This window comes from Vibrio sp. R78045 (assembly GCF_042466085.1).
Classification (GTDB): Bacteria; Pseudomonadota; Gammaproteobacteria; order Enterobacterales; family Vibrionaceae; genus Vibrio; species Vibrio cyclitrophicus.
This window is the reverse complement of record NZ_JAXHBS010000008.1, coordinates 113816-136140: the sequence shown is the minus strand read 5'-3', so window position 1 is coordinate 136140 and position 22325 is coordinate 113816. Positions and strand designations below refer to the sequence as shown.

The following is a 22325-nucleotide window of genomic DNA, read 5'->3' as shown; positions in this document are numbered from 1 at the left end:
ATACTATTCTTAAACGAAACACAAGATAGCTTGCAGCGCTCAACGAGTGCTCTTATCCTACAAGTCAATCCAGGCTTAGCTAAAATACGGAAAGCGGCAAGCATACCCTGCAGAGGAAGTGAGATATTATGGTTCTAGGTAAACCTCAAACCGATCCAACATTAGAGTGGTTCCTTTCACACTGTCATATTCATAAGTACCCATCAAAAAGTACTTTGATTCATGCTGGTGAAAAGGCAGAAACCTTGTACTACATTGTTAAAGGTTCTGTGGCAGTTCTTATCAAAGACGAAGAAGGTAAGGAAATGATTCTTTCTTACCTAAACCAAGGCGACTTCATCGGTGAGCTAGGCTTATTCGAAGAAGACCAAGAGCGTACAGCTTGGGTTCGTGCAAAATCTCCTTGTGAAGTAGCTGAAATTTCTTTCAAGAAATTCCGTCAACTTATCCAAGTGAACCCAGACATCCTAATGCGTCTATCAGCGCAAATGGCAAACCGTCTACAAGTAACTAGCCAAAAAGTTGGTGACTTAGCGTTCCTTGACGTAACTGGTCGTATCGCACAAACGCTACTAAACCTAGCAAAACAACCAGATGCAATGACTCACCCTGACGGCATGCAAATCAAGATCACTCGCCAAGAGATTGGCCAGATCGTTGGTTGTTCTCGTGAGACAGTTGGTCGTATCTTGAAGATGCTAGAAGAGCAGAACCTAATTTCTGCACACGGTAAAACTATCGTGGTATATGGCACTCGTTAATCTCGATTAACTGAGCCTAAAATTTGAAAGCCACCAAATGCAAATTTGGTGGCTTTTTTGTTTTCTAAAGATCTAGAGAGCAGATGCGAGATGCGAGATGCGAGATGCGAGATGCGAGATGCGAGATGCGAGATGCGAATGAAACACCTACAGCTTCGAAGCGCAAACACTCTCGAAGCGAAGCCTATCTGCATCTTTAGGGTAAAGTCCGTACTCGTATCTTTCTTTAACCGTTAGTGCTTTCGAAGATCTTGTCAGCCGATGCTGCCACAAAACCGGTATAAAGCTCACCATTAGCCATCGCATAACGCTTAGCGAACTCATAGAAGCCTCCAGGAATCATCTCATTGCCCTCAACAAATGAAACTGGGACTTTATCTGCCATTGTTGATGATTGCTCTAATAAGACCTCTGGAGAGCCTTTAACCTGGCCACCAGATGCATTGATCGTGAAGCCTGATTCGCTCAAATAATCATTCACTGCCTGCACTTCATCAAAAGCATCGAGTTGATTAACGCTCACTGTAAAGTGGTTGGCACCGTAACCATGAGCTGCGAGCCAAGACGCGTATTCACTTTCTTTTGCAAGCACTTGGAAATCTGCGAAGCTCAAGTCCCATAGACGACCACCAAACAAGAATTCATGGCCTTGAAGCTTGCTTACGTCGACTTGCTCAACCAATTTAGCAACGATCTGTTGTAAGTCACTTGAACACTCTTCGACCTTCAACTCACTAATGAACACTTTAGGTTGATTTGGATCTGGGTGCTCGTAATGCTTCGCGACTAGCTTCTTACTCTCAAACAAGTAATCGCCACACGCTTTATAACCTAGCTCAAGGAAAGGCTTAGCCAATGTTTCAATACCTAGCGGAGCAACATTGAAAGTACGCAGTGCAATGTGATCATTAATCAGAGCTTCGTCTTCTTTCAGCAAGTGATGTACTTTCTCAGCCGATGGACAAAGCCTGTGAATGTAATCGTCCCAAAGTGATTTAAAGAGTAGATCGGGCGTCATGGTGACTCCTTGTCAGAGGTTCTAGCAAGCTAGTAATTTGGATTAGAAAGGGAGAGGCTGAGACACAGAGTCAGCAGCCATCAGCCTGTGACATACTTTTCTATTATTATCTACCGCCCAATCTAGGTGTTGGGCGTGATGGAAAAAGGAAGCGATAGCACCGCTTCCTATTTCAAACTTAACGCATAAGCCTAAGACTCATTAGCCTAAATTAAAGCTCAATACCTGGGCTAAACGTTGCCGGAAGTTGAGTTTCGCCACCTTCCATTGAAGCCATAGGGTAAGCACAGTAGTCAGCCGCGTAGTAAGCACTTGGGCGTAAGTTGCCCGAAGCACCTGGACCACCAAATGGAGCATCGCCACTTGCGCCTGTTAGCTGGCGGTTACGGTTAACAATGCCCGCACGGATATGGTCAACAAAGTATTCCCATTCAGAATCATCTGTTGATACTAAGCCAGCAGATAAACCAAAGCGTGTGTCGTTAGCTAGCTCAACCGCTTGCTCTAGCGATTGATAACGGACCACTTGTAGCAATGGACCAAAGTACTCTTCATCCGGCAGTTCAGCAATGTTGGTTGCGTCGATAATACCAGGAGAAACAAACGCCGCTTGACCCGCTTTTGCTTCTACTAGACTTACACCGCCTAACGATTGCAGATTCGCTTGTGCGTCCAGAATGAACTTAGCCGCAGCTTCAGAGATCTGTGGGCCCATGAAGGGTGCTGGCTCAGCGAATGGCTGATCGACACGAATTTTCAAGGTCGCAGCAACGAGCTTATCCAGTAGTTGATCGCCCTTATCTCCTATTGGAACATACAAGCGACGTGCACATGTACAACGTTGACCCGCACTGATGAAAGCTGATTGGATGATAGTGTATACCGTTGCGTCTGCATCACCGTATTGGTCGCTGATCACCATAGGGTTGTTGCCGCCCATTTCTAGTGCCAGCATCTTGCCCGGTTGGCCCGCGAATTGACGATGCAGGATATGACCGGTATTGGCACTACCTGTGAACAGCACGCCATCAAGGCCTTTAGCATCAGCCAGTGCGATACCTGTCTCTTTGGCACCTTGTACTAGGTTAATTACGCCAGCAGGAAGGCCAGCTTCTTGCCATAGTTTCATCGCAAACTCACCCGTCCAAGGTGTCTGCTCTGACGGCTTAAATACCACGGTATTACCCGATAGCAGTGCTGGAACAATATGACCGTTAGGTAGATGACCAGGGAAGTTATAAGGACCAAATACTGCCATTACGCCTAATGGACGATGACGCAGTACAATTTGGTTGCCTGCAGCTTCACGTGAAGCTTCACCAGTACGTTCATGGTAAGCACGAATAGAGATAGCAATTTTGCCCGCCATCGCGCCCGCTTCAGTACGCGTTTCCCAAATCGGTTTCCCCGTCTCTTTTGCAATAATTTGTGCTATTTCTTCGCTATTCTCTTTAACTTTCTCAGCAAAATTCAACACGATCGCTTCACGCTCGGCAAAGCTCAGTTTTTTCCAAACTAAGAAGGCTTCACGAGCCGCTGCTACTGCAGATTCAACCTGTGCAGGAGTTGCGCTATCACCCTGCCATACTACTTCATTATTGTATGGGCTTACTGATGCCATGGCGTCACCTTGACCTGCCACCCATTGTCCTGCTATCCACTGAGTCATACTTCTATCCTTAAAATCTTCGACAGATAATCGCTGCTCTTACTGAGCTAACATGCGAACGAATTCGCCTTCTTTTACTTCAAGAGCGCTTGCTACTTCAGATGATAAAATCACTGTGTCACTTGCTTGGTCATACGCACCTTTCGCAGCGACTGCGCGGAAGTTCTCGAACGAGGTATTACCAATTAGGAAGTCTTTAGAGCTGGAGTGCTCTGCAATTTTTACTTGAGCACGAATCGCATAACGTACCGATTCAATGTTTCTTAAATCACATTCAACCGTTGGCCCCGCATCAAAGATGTCAACGTAGCCTCGGTTAGTGAAACCTTCACGTTCCAGCAACTTAAGTGCAGGGCGCGTATTATCATGTACCTCTCCGATCACCGCCTGAGCTTCTTTGCTCAGCAGGTTCACATAGATAGGTAGCTTCGGCATTAGGTCAGCAATGAAGCCTTTCTTACCAATACCGGTTAGGTAATCAGCAAGCGTGAAATCAATCGAGAAGAAGTGCTCTTGCAGCCATTGCCAGAAAGGAGAGTTGCCTTCGACATCCGATACACCACGCATCTCAGCAAAAATCGTTTTTGAGAAACGCTCTGGGTGTTCCGCCATGATCAAAAACCGACACTTCGACATCAAACGACCGTTCAAGCCGCCACGGAAATCTGGACGCAAAAATAGCGTACAGATCTCACTGCACCCGGTGTAGTTATTACCGAAAGTCAGTAGCTTAACGACGTTGTTCACGCCTAGCTTTTGTGATGAGTGGACTACTTTGCTGATATGGTAAGAATAAAACGGTACATCCCAGCCAATCGAGGCTTCTATGCCGGTCGTACCCGCCACTTCTCCGGTTTCGGTATCGTAGCCAACCATCAGGTAGCCTTCATCACCGGGCTCGGTCACGTCTTGTTTCGCGAAGCTGTATTCAGAGTGAGTAATACGATTGGTTAACAGTTCTTCGTTAACCGGAAGAGATGTGAATCCATGTCCTGACTCAACAGCGCAGGTATGCAACGCGTCGTAATCAGATAGTTTAATTGGGCGAACAACTAGCATCAATATTCCCTCCAGATGCAAAATAGGCCCAAAACCAGAAGCTTGGGCCTTTAGCAAAACGTCATGGGATCGCTCTAATGGCGATCATTCCTATGACGCCGCTTAGGCTAAACTAGCGTAGCGATTGCTTTGTCTAGTTTTGATAAGCCTTCTTCAATTTCTTGTGTAGTAATAACCAGTGATGGCGTAAAACGAACCACGTTTGCACCCGCAACCAGTACCATCAAGCCTTGTTCGCCTGCCGCTACTAATACGTCACGTGCACGTCCTTGCCACTCGTCATTTAGTGCAGCGCCTAACAATAGGCCTTTACCACGAACTTCACTGAATATTTGATATTTGTCATTAATCTTAGCTAAGCCGTCACGAAACAGCGCTTCACGCTCTTTTACGCCAGCTAAGGTTTCTGGTTGGCTAACGACGTCAACAACCGCTTCAGCAACGGCACACGCTAGTGGGTTACCGCCGTATGTTGAACCGTGCGTACCGACTTTTAGGTGTGTCGCGAGTTCAGTCGTTGTTAGCATCGCGCCGATAGGGAAACCACCACCGAGTGATTTTGCTGTACTTAAGATATCAGGTGTCACACCTAGGCCTTGATACGCATAAAAATTGCCCGTACGGCCATTACCTGTTTGCACTTCATCAAAAATAAGCAGCGCATTGTGCTTGTCACACAGCTCACGAACCGTGTTCACAAACTCAGAGGTTGGAGAGATGATGCCACCCTCACCTTGCAGAGGTTCCATCATGATTGCACATGTGCGATCAGAGATGTGCGCTTCTAGCGCGGCAATATCATTGTAAGGCAGGTGAGTTACATCGCCCGGTTTAGGACCGAAGCCGTCAGAATAAGCTTCTTGACCACCTACAGTTACAGTAAAGAAAGTACGACCATGGAAACCTTGTTTGAATGCAATGATTTCAGATTTCTCAGGGCCATGAACATCTGCCGCCCAACGACGAGCCAACTTCAATGCTGCTTCATTCGCTTCTGCGCCAGAGTTGGCAAAAAATACTTTTTCTGCAAAACATACGTCGGTTAGCTTCTTCGCTAGACGCAGTGCAGGTTCGTTGGTCATCACGTTACTCAGATGCCAAATCTTGTTTGCTTGCTCAGTAACGGCATTCACCATTGCTGGGTGACAGTGACCCAAGCAGCTCACAGCGATACCGCCAGCAAAGTCGATATACTCTCGGCCTTGTTGGTCCCAAACGCGTGCGCCTTCCCCTTTTACCGGGATCATTTCCATTGGGTTATAACAAGGCACCATCACCTCATTAAAAAGACTACGTTCTACATTATTTTCCACTGTCATCGTACATTCCTTCTCGATACCGCAAGCTTCGCAAATAAGCGTAATGGTTCATAAGTGAGATAAAGATATTTTGTCCCGCCATAATCCCGCTGCAGCATTATATTTACATTTAATTAACCTTTTCAATAGTAGATTATTCTTTAGCCATCCCTAACAACCAGCTAAACGTCACTACCTATGACTATTTATGCATCAAACAATCTGTTTTATGAAGCTTTTTTTAACTAAACGTCTATCCATCAACAGCAAAGCCTTACTGGTACAGCGGTATAAGGGGTTCGAGAGGAAATAAGGCGAATAATATTGCATAGACTAAAAACTTAGCCTGAAGAGGGAGAAATGTTATAAAAAGTGATCGGCGTCAGAGGGATGAAGACGCGGCGCGCCCGAATTAAAACGCTTAACGAACGAGGTAATACGTTTAACTGGCTTATTTGAACGAATGAAAAGCCAAATTTAAACACTCAACGCGCTAAGAAGTTAGCAAGAAGCTGGTGTCCTTGCTCTGTTTTAATCGATTCAGGGTGAAATTGGACGGCATCAATCGGCAAGGTTTTGTGTTGATAACCCATGATCTCATCCATACTGCCATCTTCAAACTCTGTCCAAGAAGTGAGTTCAAAGCAGTCAGGGAGCGTACCATTTTTCACCACTAAAGAGTGGTAACGAGTCACAGTCAGAGGATTATTGAGACCTTGAAAAACGCTCTTACCGTTATGACGGATCGGAGAGGTTTTACCATGCATCACTTGTCTGGCTCTCACCACTTCACCACCAAAGACTTGAGCAATGGCTTGATGACCAAGACACACACCTAAGATCGGCAACTTACCCACGAAGTGCTCAATGACTTGCAGAGAGATTCCCGCATCATTCGGCGTACAAGGACCCGGAGAGATAACAAGATGGCTAGGGTTCAGCGATTCGATACCCGCAATATCAATCTCATCGTTGCGAACAACTTTCACAGTGACCCCTAACTCACAGAAATACTGATACAAGTTATAGGTAAAAGAGTCGTAGTTATCGATGATAAGTAACATGGGTCGAAATCGTTTGCTAAATACTAAATGATTGAGAGATATAGGGGCGGTATTGTGCAATACCCATGGCGAAAGGCAAGTGGAAACTGCATTTCGCCAATAATTAAGGCCAACCTAAGTTGACCTTAATTGTTTACAGATAGCCCTAAGTTATCTGAACTGGCTTGTCTCGCTTCTAGCGGACTTAATTGTGACTAAGCGGCTTACGACGACGCCACATTGCTAAACCAAACAATGACATCAGTGCACCGAAGCCGAAAGAACCGCCAACAGTACCCTCTGGTTCGGTAGGAACGGTGGGAGTTGTATCTGACTTCTCAACAGTAACCTCACGCTCAGAGCTGAACTTAACCGTTTCACCAGTAGAGTCAGTTAATTTTTCTTCTAGTAGGTACTGCCCTTGATCTAACTCTTCGTTAAATTCAACATTTACACTTCGAGCATCAATATCAGCCTGGTCCAAAGTCACACTAGCAGTGTAACCTTGAGCTTCAGAGTCGGATGAGGCAGCTTGAATTGCCCCAGTTAGAGTTAAGCTGACCGTAACAATGTCATTCACGGCTGCATTTGGTGGCAGACGAACTTCAACTGCGAACTTCTCACCTGGGCTAGGCAAATCAAGATCGGTGTTAGGAAAGTCTATAGCAATGATCACTGGATCATGGTCCGACGCTGAGAATGCATCTTTGTACTTCGGCATATTACCAGTGTACTTGCTGCTATATTCGAACAAGTTACTTTCTAGCGAGTTAATGTGCCAATCTTCAATAGCAACTACTTTTTGAGCCAAACTACTGCTCGCCAGTGCATGATCCAAGTTACCTAGCTCACCAGAATAAGTGTATGAAAAAGTATCAGAACCGTGCAGTACCGTATTCAAATTGTGGTAACCGTAACCTTGTTGAATTTGCGTTTTTTCTACCTGTAGCTCGCCACCATCTAATGTTGTGTAAGACGCAGTGTAAATATCACGCTCGTATTTATCTTTTGAGTAGTCGGTTAAAGTTAATAAAGGATCTTCCATACCGTAGGCATTCAGATCACCCATGACCAACATATCACCTTGAATGTCTTTCAATGCTTCACCAACAACATGGGCAGCGGAAACACGGAAGTTATTACAGTTACCTTGAAGGTCAGTTGGCTCTGAATCTTCAACACCTGCGAGCCACTCTTCAATACACTCAGAGCCCTTCGATTTAAAGTGGTTAACTACAATTGAAAGATCTTCACCCGTCTCTTGCACTGTAAAGGTTTGCAACAAACTATGACGCTGATATTTATCGTATGACGGGTTATTTTCAGCACCTTCATTACGAGTTATTGTATTTGCCTCAATGTGTTGTTCAGGAGTCACAATGACTTTAGCCGCTTGCTTTGGCATCACGGCCTTCGCGCGGTACAAGATAGCAACCATGATTGCATCGCTACCAAAGTACTCATCTTGATATTTATCTTGTTCAGAAACCTCAACATAAGTGTAATGATCATCGACATCATCGATCTCAGCGTTTAATGCGTTAACTAGGTTATTCAAAGCACTATCGTCACCGAAACCGTTGTTCTCGATTTCCATTAAACCAATAATGTCTGCATCCATTTTGCTCATCGCTGCAACGATTTTTGCTTGTTGAATTAAGAATTCATCAAGGTTTGTAGCACCCCGGTTTTGTCCGGTTGGATTGTCATGACCACTGTCAGCAACAGAAGTAAAATAATTGAGAACATTAAAACTCGCGACACGCAGATCAGACTCAGCAATCGATGGTGTTGCTTTTCGAGCTACGTCGAAATTATCACCTGATGTCACAAAGTTTGTGTTATTTACCTCATTTGTGGCGATCAAACGATATTCGTTGTAACTGTAACTGACCACACCATGTAGACCCTCAACACGAGAACCAAGGCGAATATGTTGCTCAGAAGTACCATCTTGATCAGCATCTTGGCCAAATTCTGGGTAATAAGGGATCTGACCGTTAGCCGCTTTGTCATCGGACTCTAAGAACACGCGATTACTAGCATTCTCTTTTGCTAGATCAGTCGCACCTTCACTTTCCGCCGCATACAGTTGAGTTGGTTTAAGTAAAGGCGCTTGATATGACAGCATCATATTGTTGCGCTTTGAATCATAGTCATAAGAAAAATTACGTGTAACAAACAAATCGCTCGCTGAGCTCAATTCAACTTGCATTCCTTCGTGACGCTCTAGCGCATCACGTAAGGTTTCCCCTTCTTTGATGTTCAGTTCAGTAACAAGAGAGATATCGGACTCTCCCGTCTTAATGTAGCTATTTGCATCAGAGGAAAGCTGAGTACTACTATAATACTCTTGGACTTTACCTTTCACACACACAACATCTCCCGGCTTTAAGTCTGTATCTGCGGTATCGGTATGAATAAATAAGCCTTCGGAAGTCTTATCATTATTATCGTTCTCAATAGCCTGCAAATAGAAACCTTTTGTTAAACCAGTGGTTACGGCACTGACAACACCAGTTACAAAGTGATCTTCTTCTGTAATGTACGGATAACCGTCAATAAGTGGAGAGGAGCCTTCTTCACCCTGAATATCTTGAATGGTTGTGAAGGTAGGTTGTTGTCCATCGACTTCACAAACAAACGGAACTGGCGGTTCAACGGTATTTAAATCTCCAAGACCATCAATGTTATCTTTTGCGAATGCAGTCCATTGTGCAGCTTGGTAGGTCGCAGAGGGAGTTAAGGCATCACTATTACGAACTAGAGTGGTATCTTTACCAAAATCAACATCCCCCATAACACCGAGAATGTCGTGTACTTCGCCATTTTTCAGTAATGCTAATGGGTCATCACCGTTGAAATTAGCTACACTTTTATCGGTAAAGTCAGCAATAGCTGTAATCGCGGCGCTCGAGTCACCATGAGCAACAACATATACTTGGTTCGCTTGCAAAGTCACTGTGCTCAGGTCTAGCTTACTGCCCCAACTACCATCTCCATTCGAAGATTTAGCCAATTCATAGCCAGTCAAGGTTACTGCTGTATCCCCAATATTCGCGATTTCTACCGCTTTATTGTATGAGCCACCTTCGACATACTGGGAAATAATAATTTCAGCATTAGCATTGGCACTGAGCGTGCTAGCAATTGTCAATGCAAGTAAAGAGGGTTTGATTAACGTGTCCATTGTCGTACCTGATATTTATTTAAATACAAACTAAGCCCTAAGCAAAGAGCCCACCATTTGTGCTTACTATCAGGTTTATTTATGAAACAAATAAGAAAGAACAACAGAAGCCGTGAAATCAATCACATACGAATGTTAAAAATTATGCCAGAGCTGCTCATTTAAACAATTTTTGTAACAAATATATCAATTAACTAAATCAAAACTAATAATTGGAGTTATTACTCAGATTTATATTTTTCATTATGTTAAGTGAGCTGAGCAATAAAATAACTAGTCTAATCTTTTAGCTCCGATGCAGGTGGTGTATACGATTTAGAACAAAACGAATAGATAACCTGAGTAGAATAAGCGATACAATCCATCACAATAGTTTAATTCGATTCTCCTCTTCATCTTATAAGAAGAAGTGAACCTTACGACGCAGCACTCTTATATTAATACCTCATCGACAATAGACATAAAAAAGCCCCGCCAGTGGCGAGGCTCTAAAGTCTTATTATCATCTCAGTAAGGTCTACGGACGAGTTACAAAACCTACCGCTTCGTATGCTTTTTTCAGTGTTACTGCAGCACGCTCAGAGGCTTTTTCAGCACCCGCTTTCATTACTGCATCCATGTAGGCACGATCAGCACGGATACGGTGATATTCAGATTGAATCGGCTCAAGCATCTCAACCAATGCTGCGCCTACATCTTTCTTGAATGGACCGTACATTTCAACGCCTTGATATTGCGCTTCGATCTCTTCAAACGTTTTACCCGTCGCCGCAGAGTACAGACCCATTAGGTTAGAGATACCCGCTTTGTTTTCCCAATCGTGAGCAATACGTGGTGGCGTTTCTGCATCGGTTTGCGCTTTGTTGATCTTCTTGATGAGCGACTTAGGCTCTTCTAGCAGAGTAATTACGTTCTTACGGTTGTCATCCGACTTAGACATTTTCTTAGTCGCATCTTGCAGGCTCATAACACGTGCATTCACTGTTGGAATGTAAGGTTCTGGTACTTGGAAGATTGGCGTTTCAGGGCCGTAGATGTTGTTGAAACGAGTTGCGATATCACGCGCTAGCTCTAGGTGTTGTTTCTGGTCGCTACCTACCGGCACCTGGTGAGCACCGTAAAGCAGGATGTCTGCAGCCATCAGAACTGGGTAGTCGTATAGGCCTACGTTTACATCATTTGAGTGACGTGCAGACTTATCTTTGAACTGAGTCATACGGCTCAGTTCACCCATTTGTGTGTAACAGTTAAGAAGCCAACCAAGTTGAGCATGCTCTGGTACGTGTGACTGAACAAATAGCGTGCTCTTCTTTGGATCAACACCGACAGCAAGACAGATTGCTAATGCGTCTAGAGTCGCTTCATGCAGTGCTTTCGGATCTTGGCGAACCGTAATTGCGTGAAGGTCTACAACACAGTATTGGCAATCGTAATCATCTTGCATCTGTTGCCATTGACGTAGAGCACCCAAGTAGTTACCGATACTTAGTTCACCAGATGGTTGAACACCACTCAATACGATGGGCTTGCTCATGGTTTTAATTCCTTTGCTTGTTCGCTAAGCTCGTTAACTTAGTTTCTTAACGTAGTATCTGAAAAACTTAGCTTCTTAACTTTAAAATAGAAAAGCCGCACAGCTCTTCTGTACGGCTCATCCAGTGTACTCATTGATAAGTATTTTGCTAGTAGGTTAGCTAACTTTTGTCCGCTTTATGCTGAAACTAGAACGACATCTAGTAATTGCGCAATGTTGTCTGCGACATAGTCAGGGTTCGATGCTGAAATTGGCTCACCGTGGTTGTAGCCGTAAGTCAGACCAAACGAGTGGCAGCCTGCATTCTTAGCGGCTTTGATGTCGTTGCTTGAATCACCAACCATCAGCATCTCTTCAGCCTTCACATTGTGCTTTTCTAGCAACCAGTTCAGCGCCACTGGGTTCGGCTTTTTCTCTGGGAAAGAGTCGCCTCCCAACACATCAACAAAGTACTTACCGATACCGTGCTGCGCCAGAACGTCTGGTACAAATTTCGAGGGCTTGTTGGTGACAAGCGCCATCGTGAAGCCCGCTTTGTCTAGCTCAGCGAGTGTCTCTTTAACCGATGGGTAAAGGTGGCTCAGCTTATGACCACCCTGCTCGTAGAAATCATCAAACAGGATACGTGCTTTCTTTAGCAGCTCAGGCTCTAGGCTTGGATCAACCGTCAGGTTGCGGCTGAGTGAACGTCCGATAAGAACGTCAGCACCATTACCCACATAGTCGCGAACTTGCTCTTCGCTTACTGAAGGGAAACCCAGCTCCCGACAAGCTTGGTCAGCCGCGACAGCCAAATCCGGTACGCTGTCTAACAAGGTTCCATCCAAATCAAAGGCGATCAGTTTTATTGAGCTTAATGACATCTTACTTTCCTATTTATTATGTTCATCTTACAGGTTGAGCTACAAGACGTAAAAAAGGGGCTAATTAGCCCCTTATTCTAAATTTTTAGTTTGGGTCAACAGACCCTAGTTCTACTTTTATGCGTTAACTTTTGCAAGCTCTGCTCGCATCTCATCAATCACTTCTTTGTAATCCGGTTGATTGAAGATTGCTGAGCCAGCAACGAACATATCAGCGCCCGCTTCTGCAATTTCACGGATGTTATCCACTTTCACGCCACCATCAATCTCAAGGCGAATATCGCGGCCTGACTCATCAATGAGTTTACGAACAGCACGCAGCTTATCAAGAGTGTGTGGAATGAAAGATTGACCGCCAAAGCCAGGGTTCACAGACATCAGTAGAATCATGTCTACTTTGTCCAGGATGTAATCTAAGCAAGACAACGGTGTTGCCGGGTTTAGAACAACACCTGCTTTACAGCCGTGTTCTTTGATCAGCTGTAGAGTACGATCTATGTGCTCTGATGCTTCAACGTGGAAGGTAATCATTGATGCGCCAGCTTTAGCGAACTCAGGTACGATGCTGTCTACTGGCTTCACCATTAGGTGAACATCGATAGGAGCAGTAATACCGTAGTCACGCAGTGCTTTACAAATAGGCGCGCCAAAAGTCAGGTTAGGTACGTAGTGGTTATCCATCACATCAAAGTGCACAACGTCGGCACCGGCTGCGAGTACTTTTTCTACGTCTTCACCAAGACGAGCAAAATCTGCAGACAAAATAGATGGAGCGATTAGAAAATCTTTCATACCTGACCTCTTAAGAGTGAGTAAAATGCGGGCGTCACTGCCTCTATGGCTGGTTCACAAAAGAAACACAGACACACAAGCTATTTAGGGCGTAATTCTACCTAAGCACCTAAGCAGATCCTAGCAGTTCGAAAGATTAGTTTAAGAAAGTATCCGTTGGTCACTCAATTTAATGAGTTTGGCGGTTATTCTGACCAGTACTATTCCGCAGATGCGTGTTGCTGGTTTTTCTCTTTATGGAAAAGCGCCAGTAGCTCATCAACTTTATTACGCCCCGCGCCATTACGGCTGATAGTGCGTTTCACCTTAACCACGTTCAACTCCGCCCCGTGATATAAGCGACGTGTTAACGTCGTATCGTGGTTAGATATCAAAACGGGAATACCGCGCTCCATTGCTGCTCTTTCAGCAACGTCAGCCAAGGCCGCTTGATCATCTAAGCTGAAGCCATTACCTGCATAAGAGGTAAAGTTAGCCGTGTTCGACAACGGTGCGTATGGGGGATCACAATAAACCACGCAGCCTTTACGGGCGCGGCTAAAGGTTTCATGGTATCCCTCACAGACGAAAGTGGCTTTTTTCGCTTTCTCAGCAAAAAACTCCAGCTCGGCTTCTGGGAAGTAAGGTTTTTTGTAAGAACCGAACGGAACGTTAAAGCCGCCCTTCTTGTTGTAACGACACAAGCCATTGAAGCCAAATCGGTTCATATACAAGAAAGCAAGCGAGCGATACATGATGTTATCTGTACCGTTGAACTGAGCTCGAATATCTAGAAAAACTTCTTTGCGGTTGTTCTCAGGGCAGAACCAACGCTTTGCTTCAGTGATGTACGTTTCAGGGTCGGTTTTCAGTAGGTTATATAGGTTGATAAGGTCGGGATTGATATCGGCTAGTAGGTACTGCTCAAAATCAGTGTTCAAAAATACTGAACCAGCACCGACAAACGGTTCTACCAATTTACGAGCAGGTGGCAGGTGACGTTGGATGTCTTCAACTAGGCCATATTTACCACCAGCCCATTTTAGAAAGGCACGCTGCTTTTTCATTTACTGCTCTATCTATCAACTCAAAAATAAGGCTGCGGAATGTAACATATTTTGAGGCTAAGCTCAGGGTTATTTCGCACGTTCTATCTCTCGATGCACTTGATTCATCGATTTTGCCCAAGGTTCCAACTGTTGAAGTGGTTTTGATAATGCACTTACCGCGTCCCGAGCTACTTGAATCGTTGGATAATCTTGATAAGTAATAATAAACCACTTGGTGTCATTACGAAGTGTTGGATAGATACGAACCTTGTCTTCGACTTCATATTCTTCAATAAAAGACTGAACGTCTTCTAATGACGTCATGGCACTCAACTGCAGAGTATAAGCTCGTGGTGAGATAGCTTGTAACTCTTCGCGAGCAAATGAGAAAGTGATCTTTTTCGTCGGAGGATTTGAATTTGTTAGGTCTAACTCTTCATCGATCGAAGGCTGTGACTCTACCTTTTCTGATTCTGGCTGTGGACTAACCGGGTCACCTGTGTTTTCTTCAACAACAGCATCAATCACACTGGTATCGGCACTCTCCGGTTTATCGTCAAGTAGAGCATCAACCACATCAGAGGTAATCACGACACGTTGCTGATCTTGCTCCACCTCTCCAACACTAGCGGTATCTTCAACAACGGTTGGTGGCAGAGATGAACTATCATCATCAGCACCTTGGTAGCTCATGTCAGTTTCGGCTTCAGCACTTAGCGCTCCGTCGACTCCAACCTGTTCGGAACTACTTTCCACTTCAAAGGTTGGGATAGCTGTCTGTTCAATGGGAGCAATAAGAGATTGCGCTTTATCGTCAGGGGTTGGTTGACTGAACATCCACCAATAACCACCACCAATTAAAACCAACATCAAGGCCACCACTATTGCAATGTTGATGGGCGAGCCAATAATTGAGCGAATAATAATCCTTTTTTCCACTTTCAATTCTCCTAAAGCCATTAACTCACCGGGCAGAGGTTGTGCTTTATTAAACGCACGTCGCACGCGAGTTTCAGACTCATCATCTACATATCGAATCACCAGAGATTCAAAGAAATGTTCAGCCTCTGATTGTGAAAGGTCATCGATCTCGAGATCGATAGGCTTGTGTTGCTGACCGTAACTCAGACGTGTTAATAACGTATCTAAGTGGCCACTTTCCGAAAAGAGAACGATATTGATCGTCCATTGAGGGTTTGATTGAGCCTCAAGTACCAACATCCATAATTCGGATACTAATAGCTCTGAGAGTCGGTGGGCATCATCAACAACAATAACCACGTTGCACGAGTCTCCGTCAAGTAACCTAGTAAGGCTATCTGACAAGGAATCATGTTGGTTAAACAGTGGATCAGAAACAATTTGGCTAAGAATAAGCGCTCGATGTTGTTGATCATCTTGGCTCGGATGGCAAAGCAGTAAACACTGATTTTTTTCTGTGGACCACGCTTCAAGATAACGCTGAGCTAACCAAGAACGGCCAGAGCCAGCTTTACCAGCTACCGTCACAAGGTTTGAACCAAAGTTCGTCAAAAGTTGTAAGCGTTCTAGTAGCTCAACTTGAGACTCTAACTCCAATACTCTTAATTCATGAGCCAAACTCATTGGGGATCCCTACTGAATAAGACCGATCAGTAAAACGCTTCAGTTGCCTAGGGTTTAGCTAGGCAACCTCACAACCAAATTTAAAGAGTACGGCAGAAATCAATCGCTTGTTTAATGATGTCCTGAGGCACATCAGCAACCACTTCAGCAGTACCAATACTTGTTGGCAATACCAGACGTAACTGACCAGACAGCACTTTTTTATCTCGCATCATATGCTTCATAAAGTCTTCAAAAGACATGCTTTCTGGCGTATGGATTGGCAGTTTCGCATTCTTGAGTATAGAAATAATTCGCTCAAGTTGCTGCTGAGAAATCAGCCCCTGTAATTGAGCAGTTTTCGCTGCCATTACAGTACCTGAAGACACAGCTTCACCATGTAGCCAATTACCATAGCCTAGTTCAGCTTCGATCGCATGACCAAATGTATGACCTAGGTTCAATAACGCTCTGATTCCTGACTCTTTTTCATCGATAGCAACCACTTCAGCTTTAATTGCACAACAACGAGCAATAGCAGTGATCAGTGCTTGTTCATCAAGTTGATAAAGTTTCTCTAGATTCAGTTCCAACCAATCAAAGAAAGCTTCATCATAAATGATGCCGTATTTAATGACCTCAGCAATACCCGCTGCAAATTCACGCTCAGGAAGTGTGGCTAAACAGTTAGTATCGATGATGACAGATTTTGGTTGGTAAAAAGCGCCGATCATGTTCTTACCAAGAGGATGGTTCACTGCAGTTTTACCGCCTACAGAAGAATCCACTTGAGAAAGAAGTGTCGTCGGGATTTGAATGAAATCAATACCGCGTTGGTAACAAGAAGCAGCAAAACCGACCAAATCACCGATAACACCACCACCCAAAGCAATTACCACCACATCGCGGCTGTAATTTCCTTCAAGCATGTAGCTCATCACTGAATTGAATGTTTCAAGGGTTTTATACTGCTCGCCGTCTGGCAACTCTAAAAGAGAAGTCTGACAACCAACTTGATCCAATAACGATAAAATTTTATCAGCATAAAGGGGCGCTACTGTTACATTACTGATAACAACAACTTTCTGTTTGCCTGATAAAAAAGAAAGGTACGCCGGGTCTTCAAATAACCCGGCGCCAATAGAGATAGGGTAGCTACGCTCAGCTAGATTGACCGTAATCCGTTCCATGGGTTTGCTCTCCGAAAAATGAACTTAACGTTCTTCTAGCATTTTTACGATCTGGTTGGCTACCACTTTTGCACTTTGGTCGTCAGTACGAACTGTGTAGTCCGCCACTTCTTCGTATAGTGCGTTGCGAGATACAGCTAGATCTTCTAGCACATCACGCGGGTTGTCTGTTTGAAGTAGAGGGCGTTTCTTGTCGCGGTTAGTGCGAGCAAGTTGCTTTTCAATTGTTGTCTCTAGGTATACAACAATGCCTCGTGCAGATAGACGGTTACGGTTTTCTTTGCTCAGCACTGAACCACCACCTGTCGCAAGAACAATACCTTGTTCTTCTGTCAGATCGTTGATTACAGATTCTTCGCGCTTACGGAAACCATCTTCGCCCTCAACATCAAAAACCCATGCGATGTCTGCGCCAGTGCGCTCTTCGATCACAGTGTCGGAGTCTAAAAACTCCATATGAAGTTGGGAAGCTAGGTGTCTACCAATTGTACTTTTGCCGGCGCCCATTGGGCCAACAAGAAAAATATTGCGTTTCTCAGCCATGTTTTTAGCAGTAATTTACAACGTTAATTCAATGACATCGCCACAAGGTAGGTCAGTACAAGTACTGAAATTAAAAGGCCTGTGGCACCGATTCCTCACAGATAATTCGTGATAAGACCCGAAATTATCAAGGTTAGGTGCCACTAATGCAACTTTATTTTTAATCTAATTGTTCATTACTGAATCACAACTTTAGGTGTAACAAAAATAAGCAGTTCACTTTTGCCTACATTTTCATAGCTGCGACGGAACAATGCGCCTAAAACTGGCAGGTCGCCCAACAGCGGAACTTTGTCGACAGTACTGCTGACACTATGTTGAAAAATCCCGCCAAGTACGACTGTTTCACCATTATTAACAAGCACTTGCGTTCCTATTCGTTGAGTATCAATGGCCACTGCTTCGCCCGTTCCTGTTTTCACTACCTGCCCAGGTCTATCTTGAGTCACACTCAAGTCCAACACTAAGCGGTTATCTGGCGTGATCTGCGGTGTCACCTTCAAACTTAATACCGCTTTCTTAAATGCGACCGACGTTGCACCACTTGAAGAGGACTCCAAATAAGGAATTTCCGTACCTTGCTCAATATAAGCCGGTTTTTTATTGGTGGTGATTAAGCGTGGGCTCGAAATTATTTCGGCTTTAGATTCTTGTTGTAGCGCTGATAATTCAAGATCGAGCAGCGTATCCGAACCCAACTTAGCAACCTGAAACGCAATACTCGATGCGTTCGGCGATGTTGCCCCTAAATTGACGTTGAGATAATCATCAATCGCACTATTCCCACCATTATCGTCATACGGCGTAATTTGCGATGGGTGGTTGCCTTCAATTGAACCGCCAACGGTGAAGCTTCCGTTGTTTGAGGAAACGCCCCAGCGCACACCAAGCTCATCCAGGTTACCCTCGGTGACAGTTACGATGCGCGCCTCTATCTGAACTTGCTTCACCGGAATATCTAGCGATTCAATGATGCCTCGGATCACCGCAATGTTTTCTTCCAACTCACGAATGAGCATTGAGTTGGTTCGTTCATCAATGGTAATTGAACCTCGATCAGACAACATACTCACCGCACCTTCACCGCCAATCATGTCGGCAATGTCGGTCGCTTTAGCAAAGTTGATTTTGATGATTTCAGATTTGAGTTCACCCAACTCCTCTTCTAAACGCGATTTCTCGAGCGCTTGCTGCTCTCGAAGATCGAGTTCCGCTTTCGGTGCGACCAAGATAACGTTGCCATCAACACGTTTATCTAAGCCTTTAACTTGCAAGATAATATCGAGAACTTGCTGCCAAGGTACGCCATCTAAACGTAAAGTTAGGTTACCTGCCACCGAATCAGATACGACTAGATTGAAATCATTGTAATCGGCAATCAGCTGCAAGACATTTCGTACCGGGATATCTTGGAAGTTAATCGATATCAGTTTGCCCTCTTTTTCTAAGATACTTTTCTCAATCGCAGCTTCATCGATCTTAGGCTGACTCACAACAACCTCAATAAAACGTCCTTTGAGGTTGTACTCATATTGGTAGTCATTGGAGATGTTTGCCAACAGCCGAGTGCTCGGCAACTCCCTAAAGACTTCAATCCCCTCAACTAAAGTCGCAAAGTCCTTTACGTCCAGTAGGTACAGTTTATCGTCGTCAACCTCAGTATTGATCAGTTCAATACTCAACCCTTCTTGCACTCGCTGAACATCGACAACCGCAGTAGTCGTTGCCAGTTCAATAATGATGACCGCTTCTTTGTCCTTGTTGACCCTGAAATCAATATTCTCCAGCTTGTTGGAGGTCTCTGCATGACTCATCACCGTAAAAAACAACACCACCGACAACACAATGCCTTGCAGCCCTCTGTTCATTGTCTCACTTATTCCTTTAATCATAGTTACATCTCATATCCACATCATGTGACATTGGTTTACTTCAGAGCCAGCCTAACGTTGCGCTTGTGCCAACAACCTAAGCCATCTGGAAGAGTTTCATTAATCAGAACGTACTGGCTTGTTATCTTGGTAACTCGACCATTGTTTAAGCCGATGAACTGACCTTTCTTAACATTCACAACGTTACCTATAGGCGTCTGCACAAGGCCAAATACACTTGAGTCACTTCCCATTACACCTTTTAAACGCAACTGATTTAGCGGGTACTTTTCTAATTTTCCATTACGAGCACGAGTACTGGGCTGCCAACAGTTTTTTTTAACCAGAGGTTGATTCTGCACAATAGCTTCCTGAGGAAGTTCAAAAGGAGGACGAAAAGCTCGGCGTTGATAAGTGGCAGCAGCAAACTCAGAGGCAGGAACAAGCTGTTCCACCTCTTTCCTCGCCTTGGCCTCAACTTGCACAACAAAGTCTTCTAACGAATCCTCATTTGCTTTGCAGCCCGACAATAAAAGTAATAACAAGATCGAATAAAGCGCGTTACTGGGTTTCATCATTCACCTCCGACTTAAACTGGTAGGTATAAGCGCGAACCCTAAAGTGCAGCGTGCTACTTTCTTGACTGACTCGCTGCCAGTTCACATCATCAAAGCTAATAATTCGTGGCAGCTTAGCGATGGCCGCCGAGAAATCACCAATCTCATGATAGTCACCCGTCAACTCGATATTGAGAGGTAACCGATACAGAAACGCTTTGTTTTGCTTCTGCCCCCAATCAATCCGTGTAAACGTCAGCTTGTTATCCAAGCCAAGTTCATTCACTGAGGCCAACATGCTGGCCAGCTCCTTTTGAACCGGTAGTTGCTCTAACAAGTAGTCGTAACGGCTAGTTAATTCATCTAACTGACTCTGCAACTTAGGCAAGGCTGCAACCTTATTGGCCTTTATTCTCAAGGTCGCTTTTAAGGTTTGCTCTTGTTGTTTCATTTTCTGTAGCTCATCGTCCAAAGGCAGAATATAGAGCCAAGTCCCTAATCCTTGGATAAGCACCATCAACAACAGAATCACCAGTAATTGAGGCAGTAACGGCCATTCGGTGATTTCATCAACATCAAGATCTTGCAAGCTCATCCTATTTTGCCAACTAATCCTATTTTGAAGGTTAGCCATGATTCGCCCCCTTCTCTTTTATGTTCGCAGTTGTGCCCTCTGCGGTTGTGTTTTCTAAAGAAACAGGGCTAAACACAAAAGAGACCTTGAAGCTCTGAAACTCTTTATTGAAGCGCTTACGGTTATGAACAATAGAGTGCATCTCAACTTCTTTAAGAGAGTCAGAACGTTCTAGGTTGTCCAACATGGTGGCTAGACGAGCGGTGCTGTCGCTGATGCCCGACATTTCAATCTCCTGACCATTCATCTTTATCTTGTCGACATACACGCCCTCAGGAATCAGCTCCGGCATCAGGTTCATAAAGTCGGTGGTTTTATTGCGCCCGAACTGTAAAGACTCCACGACAGCAAGTCGTGTAAGGATGGCTTTGTGCTCTTGCTCTGCGACTTTTAATGACTGGATTTGTCGGTCGAGCACTGCGATGTACTTATCGAGATAACTGAGGCGCGCTTGCTGCTTGGCTTGTTGGTCATGAAAATAGTGTCCCACCGCCCATTGCCCGGCAAGCGCAATGATGACGCCAAGAATGACCAGATGAATGAAACGCTTTTTATGCTGAGCGCGAATCTCATCACGCCACGACAACAGGTTAATTTGATGCAACATGCTTTTCTCCCTGCCACTTGAGTCCACTCATCGCCATGCCTGCTGCAATACCAAAATGTTGCCAATCCATGGGTAATCGACGTTTTTTCGCGACCTTATTCTCAAACAAAGATAGGGGGTTCAAAGACTCACAACTTAACTGAAAATGTCGCTCTAACTCTTCAACGACCATCGGCATACTTGCTCCTTCGCCCATTAGCCAAATTCCTGAGATAGGTTGAAGCGCATTGACCGATGAATAGAGCTGTAACTGACGCTTGAGTTTTTCAATCAAATTGACAATAAACTTATGCTTCTCCTCAACGTTACTAAACCCACCCTCCATATCCATCGAGTTACCCGTACTGCAAAGATCTTGAATGCCAAAGGCAATATCTTTATAAAATGGCGCTGAACCTTGGGGAATAATGCCTAATGAAGTTTGATCAACGCCAACATCCACCAACAGCCAATTCTTTTTTTCTGGATACAAATGCGAAGCCAATTGCCAAATGTTGAGTAAACCATGGGCCTGAGTGTCGACAACGATGGGCTTAAACCCTGCTTTCGTTAGCGCGTCAGCTCGGCTATCAACCACCTCTTTACGAGTCGCATACACTTGATAGCTGCTTGTTGCTCCTTTACCAAATCGTTTGTCTTCTAGCTTTACAAAATCTAAACTCAGCTCCTCGATAGGAAAGGGAGATTGATGAGCAAAGGTTTGATAGATCGAGAACTCCTTTTCTCTATCTTCTAATTCGCTCTCTATTTGCAGTACTTTGCTGATCACCGTGTTATCCGGTACCGAAATAGCGACGTTGCGGCTTCCAAAAGGCAGCCCTTTCCTAAGTTCTTTGAGTTTCTTAACAGTTTTCTGATACTCCAAAGTATGGTTAGCTGTAAAAATGTCGTCCGAAATCGGCAGCTCTTTGTATCCCACCAGGGCATACGACTCCCCAACGGGTTTTAGTACCACGGCTTTGATGCTGTGGTGATTTATATCTATACCTGTAATTAATGATGAACCCATGTGACCTAGCTCCTGAAGTGCCAAGCATTTCGTTGATTATCTAGGGGTTGTGATTATTAGTTAAATAAGCGTTAA

19 protein-coding genes are annotated in these 22325 nt (G+C 44.5%); 1 reads left to right on the top strand and 18 read right to left on the bottom strand.

Annotated features, from left to right (window positions below; all coding sequences use genetic code 11):
• Positions 1–128: 128 nt before the first annotated feature.
• Positions 129–761 carry a cAMP-activated global transcriptional regulator CRP gene (gene crp, locus SJY39_RS02900; RefSeq protein WP_004729651.1) on the top strand — a complete coding sequence of 211 codons (633 nt, stop codon included), beginning with the start codon at positions 129–131 and terminating at the stop codon, positions 759–761.
• Between the two features lie 226 nt (positions 762–987).
• Here crp and SJY39_RS02895 read toward each other — a convergent pair whose 3' ends face one another.
• The 18 genes from SJY39_RS02895 to pilM all read right to left on the bottom strand — a co-directional run bounded on the left by SJY39_RS02895 (position 988) and on the right by pilM (position 22250).
• On the bottom strand, positions 988–1779 hold the full coding sequence (locus tag SJY39_RS02895; protein WP_010435216.1) for a DUF1338 domain-containing protein: 792 nt from the start codon (positions 1777–1779) through the stop codon (positions 988–990).
• 211 nt (positions 1780–1990) lie between these two features.
• Positions 1991–3448, bottom strand: coding sequence for a succinylglutamate-semialdehyde dehydrogenase (astD, locus tag SJY39_RS02890; protein ID WP_010435219.1), 1458 nt, complete (start codon positions 3446–3448; stop codon positions 1991–1993).
• A 39-nt stretch (positions 3449–3487) separates the two neighbouring features.
• Positions 3488–4507, bottom strand: a complete 1020-nt coding sequence (gene astA, locus SJY39_RS02885; RefSeq protein WP_010435223.1) for an arginine N-succinyltransferase — start codon at positions 4505–4507, stop codon at positions 3488–3490.
• A 107-nt stretch (positions 4508–4614) separates the two neighbouring features.
• Positions 4615–5826, bottom strand: coding sequence for an aspartate aminotransferase family protein (locus tag SJY39_RS02880; protein ID WP_010435225.1), 1212 nt, complete (start codon positions 5824–5826; stop codon positions 4615–4617).
• A 464-nt stretch (positions 5827–6290) separates the two neighbouring features.
• Complete coding sequence (locus SJY39_RS02875) at positions 6291–6869, bottom strand: aminodeoxychorismate/anthranilate synthase component II (RefSeq protein ID WP_010435229.1); 579 nt, start codon at positions 6867–6869, stop codon at positions 6291–6293.
• 184 nt (positions 6870–7053) lie between these two features.
• A complete protein-coding gene (locus tag SJY39_RS02870; RefSeq protein ID WP_010435231.1) occupies positions 7054–10038 on the bottom strand; it encodes an ExeM/NucH family extracellular endonuclease in 2985 nt (994 codons plus the stop codon).
• A gap of 517 nt (positions 10039–10555) precedes the next feature.
• Positions 10556–11572, bottom strand: coding sequence for a tryptophan--tRNA ligase (trpS, locus tag SJY39_RS02865; protein WP_372275703.1), 1017 nt, complete (start codon positions 11570–11572; stop codon positions 10556–10558).
• A 176-nt stretch (positions 11573–11748) separates the two neighbouring features.
• Entirely contained in the window at positions 11749–12435 is a 687-nt protein-coding gene (locus SJY39_RS02860) for a phosphoglycolate phosphatase (RefSeq protein ID WP_016767991.1), read from the bottom strand.
• A gap of 117 nt (positions 12436–12552) precedes the next feature.
• Positions 12553–13227 carry a ribulose-phosphate 3-epimerase gene (rpe, locus tag SJY39_RS02855; RefSeq protein WP_010435263.1) on the bottom strand — a complete coding sequence of 225 codons (675 nt, stop codon included), beginning with the start codon at positions 13225–13227 and terminating at the stop codon, positions 12553–12555.
• 200 nt (positions 13228–13427) lie between these two features.
• Positions 13428–14273 carry a Dam family site-specific DNA-(adenine-N6)-methyltransferase gene (locus tag SJY39_RS02850; RefSeq protein ID WP_010435266.1) on the bottom strand — a complete coding sequence of 282 codons (846 nt, stop codon included), beginning with the start codon at positions 14271–14273 and terminating at the stop codon, positions 13428–13430.
• A gap of 69 nt (positions 14274–14342) precedes the next feature.
• Positions 14343–15860: an SPOR domain-containing protein gene (locus tag SJY39_RS02845; protein ID WP_016767990.1), complete on the bottom strand. Its 1518-nt coding sequence runs from the start codon at positions 15858–15860 to the stop codon at positions 14343–14345.
• A gap of 80 nt (positions 15861–15940) precedes the next feature.
• Positions 15941–17029: a 3-dehydroquinate synthase gene (gene aroB, locus SJY39_RS02840; protein ID WP_010435273.1), complete on the bottom strand. Its 1089-nt coding sequence runs from the start codon at positions 17027–17029 to the stop codon at positions 15941–15943.
• 24 nt (positions 17030–17053) lie between these two features.
• Positions 17054–17572, bottom strand: a complete 519-nt coding sequence (aroK, locus tag SJY39_RS02835) for a shikimate kinase AroK (RefSeq protein WP_009848907.1) — start codon at positions 17570–17572, stop codon at positions 17054–17056.
• Between the two features lie 176 nt (positions 17573–17748).
• Positions 17749–19440: a type IV pilus secretin PilQ gene (locus SJY39_RS02830; protein ID WP_016787694.1), complete on the bottom strand. Its 1692-nt coding sequence runs from the start codon at positions 19438–19440 to the stop codon at positions 17749–17751.
• 59 nt (positions 19441–19499) lie between these two features.
• Positions 19500–20018, bottom strand: a complete 519-nt coding sequence (locus SJY39_RS02825; RefSeq protein ID WP_010435282.1) for a pilus assembly protein PilP — start codon at positions 20016–20018, stop codon at positions 19500–19502.
• Positions 20005–20634: a type 4a pilus biogenesis protein PilO gene (locus SJY39_RS02820; protein WP_010435284.1), complete on the bottom strand. Its 630-nt coding sequence runs from the start codon at positions 20632–20634 to the stop codon at positions 20005–20007. The genes SJY39_RS02825 and SJY39_RS02820 overlap by 14 nt, the downstream gene beginning before the upstream one ends.
• Entirely contained in the window at positions 20627–21241 is a 615-nt protein-coding gene (locus SJY39_RS02815) for a PilN domain-containing protein (RefSeq protein WP_010435288.1), read from the bottom strand. Before SJY39_RS02815 ends, SJY39_RS02820 begins: the two co-directional genes overlap by 8 nt.
• Positions 21225–22250, bottom strand: a complete 1026-nt coding sequence (gene pilM, locus SJY39_RS02810) for a type IV pilus assembly protein PilM (RefSeq protein ID WP_016767986.1) — start codon at positions 22248–22250, stop codon at positions 21225–21227. Before pilM ends, SJY39_RS02815 begins: the two co-directional genes overlap by 17 nt.
• Positions 22251–22325: the final 75 nt, after the last annotated feature.

Coding starts and splice junctions, on each gene's coding strand:
- astA (WP_010435223.1), bottom strand. CDS start 4,507: ATGCTAGTTGTTCGCCCAATTAAACTATCTGATTACGACGCGTTGCAT.
- SJY39_RS02875 (WP_010435229.1), bottom strand. CDS start 6,869: ATGTTACTTATCATCGATAACTACGACTCTTTTACCTATAACTTGTAT.
- SJY39_RS02815 (WP_010435288.1), bottom strand. CDS start 21,241: ATGTTGCATCAAATTAACCTGTTGTCGTGGCGTGATGAGATTCGCGCT.
- aroB (WP_010435273.1), bottom strand. CDS start 17,029: ATGGAACGGATTACGGTCAATCTAGCTGAGCGTAGCTACCCTATCTCT.
- SJY39_RS02860 (WP_016767991.1), bottom strand. CDS start 12,435: ATGTCATTAAGCTCAATAAAACTGATCGCCTTTGATTTGGATGGAACC.
- SJY39_RS02870 (WP_010435231.1), bottom strand. CDS start 10,038: ATGGACACGTTAATCAAACCCTCTTTACTTGCATTGACAATTGCTAGC.
- SJY39_RS02825 (WP_010435282.1), bottom strand. CDS start 20,018: ATGAAACCCAGTAACGCGCTTTATTCGATCTTGTTATTACTTTTATTG.
- pilM (WP_016767986.1), bottom strand. CDS start 22,250: ATGGGTTCATCATTAATTACAGGTATAGATATAAATCACCACAGCATC.
- trpS (WP_372275703.1), bottom strand. CDS start 11,572: ATGAGCAAGCCCATCGTATTGAGTGGTGTTCAACCATCTGGTGAACTA.
- astD (WP_010435219.1), bottom strand. CDS start 3,448: ATGACTCAGTGGATAGCAGGACAATGGGTGGCAGGTCAAGGTGACGCC.
- crp (WP_004729651.1), top strand. CDS start 129: ATGGTTCTAGGTAAACCTCAAACCGATCCAACATTAGAGTGGTTCCTT.
- SJY39_RS02820 (WP_010435284.1), bottom strand. CDS start 20,634: ATGGCTAACCTTCAAAATAGGATTAGTTGGCAAAATAGGATGAGCTTG.
- SJY39_RS02830 (WP_016787694.1), bottom strand. CDS start 19,440: ATGAACAGAGGGCTGCAAGGCATTGTGTTGTCGGTGGTGTTGTTTTTT.
- SJY39_RS02850 (WP_010435266.1), bottom strand. CDS start 14,273: ATGAAAAAGCAGCGTGCCTTTCTAAAATGGGCTGGTGGTAAATATGGC.
- SJY39_RS02880 (WP_010435225.1), bottom strand. CDS start 5,826: ATGACAGTGGAAAATAATGTAGAACGTAGTCTTTTTAATGAGGTGATG.
- SJY39_RS02845 (WP_016767990.1), bottom strand. CDS start 15,860: ATGAGTTTGGCTCATGAATTAAGAGTATTGGAGTTAGAGTCTCAAGTT.
- aroK (WP_009848907.1), bottom strand. CDS start 17,572: ATGGCTGAGAAACGCAATATTTTTCTTGTTGGCCCAATGGGCGCCGGC.
- rpe (WP_010435263.1), bottom strand. CDS start 13,227: ATGAAAGATTTTCTAATCGCTCCATCTATTTTGTCTGCAGATTTTGCT.
- SJY39_RS02895 (WP_010435216.1), bottom strand. CDS start 1,779: ATGACGCCCGATCTACTCTTTAAATCACTTTGGGACGATTACATTCAC.